General features: G+C 35.6%; 1 pseudogene. It reads left to right on the top strand.

Annotated features, from left to right (window positions below):
• Positions 1–349: pseudogene (locus tag DSBG_RS21485) on the top strand (adenylyl-sulfate reductase subunit alpha); the annotation flags it as partial.
• Between the last annotated feature and the right edge of the window lie 933 nt (positions 350–1,282).

Here is a 1,282-nt window from a genome sequence, read left to right as displayed (position 1 = left end):
ATATGTTGGTGGCGTAAGTTCTAACTTCTCAACCAACAAAGCTTCGTTGGATCGTGCAGCAGAACTGTTAGTGTTCCTCAAAGAAGACGGAGAGAAACTGGCAGCAAGAGATCTGTATGAACTGTTGAGAGTTTGGGAAAACAAACACAGATTCTGGCAAGCAGAAGCTCACCTTCGCGCAGTAGCATTCCGTGAAGAAACTCGTTGGCCGGGCTATTATTTCCGCACAGACTACCCAACCCTCCAAGAAGAAGACTGGCTCTGCTTCGTAAACATGAAGTGGGATCCTATTAAAGATGAGTGGTCTGTCTTCAAACGTCCTGTATTGAACCTCTTTAACATTGACTAACTCTAGGTAAAGTTATTCGGTAACTAGGTTGTAATATTCCTGGTATCCTATATAATGATACGCAAAGGGGATTGACACAAACTTCCGTTTTCTCGGAATTTGTAGTCATCCCCTTTTTTATTATAAGAACGTATATTCTGAACCTACTTGAATATTTCGCCTAAAGATAATCAGCCCCGTATCAGTGCGGGGCTGATTATCTTTAGGCGAATGTTTAACGTTATCTTTCTACTTGGCTACCATAACAATTGTGAATTATGAAGATTGAAATTTACACAACAAATTTGTCAAGGATCAGTATACTTTTCAACATAAATTCTAGGGTTGCGAGCCTTGCCCTAAAAGTAATTCTAGCTTATAAGAGGCAGTCGTGGTGGGTACATTGACTATTCTATGGTAATGCAAATAGTGCTTAATTCACGTAATTTTTAGTTAGCAAGATAAATAGTTCTGCAAAAAAACAACATAATGCAAGAAAAAACGAAGATATAATTAAAGTTAAAATTAGCTGGCCATATGATAATATGATTACAACCATATTGACTTGATATAAGCCCGGTGTTAATCTTGAACTGAGAGAAGATTGTATAGTTTGATTTTTCCTTGATTTAGAGCTTTGTGCTTACTAATTCATATAAAGTAGTATTTAATTGACCAAAAAGGAAAAGTTGTCGTAATCATAATGGCTTATAGCAAGCTCGTAGTTTGCTCGAAATTTATCGAATCCAAAAGAAAAGATACTTCGATTAGTGAAAAAAATAATTTTTAATAATGCTATAGGATATTACTATTATTATAAGTGCTTTTCTCAATCTCTAGAAATTGTTTTACTTTGATAGAGTCCACTTTAAGGTTTGGAGGGACTCCTTCTTTAAGATAAGTGAAAAGATCGAGATGAAGTTACGGGATTTTGAGTTAGGAGATTAAATTAGT

Source organism: Desulfosporosinus cupriresistens (assembly GCF_001707885.1).
Classification (GTDB): domain Bacteria; phylum Bacillota; class Desulfitobacteriia; order Desulfitobacteriales; family Desulfitobacteriaceae; genus Desulfosporosinus.
Note: the sequence above shows the minus strand (reverse complement) of the source record. Positions and strands in the feature narration are given on the sequence as shown.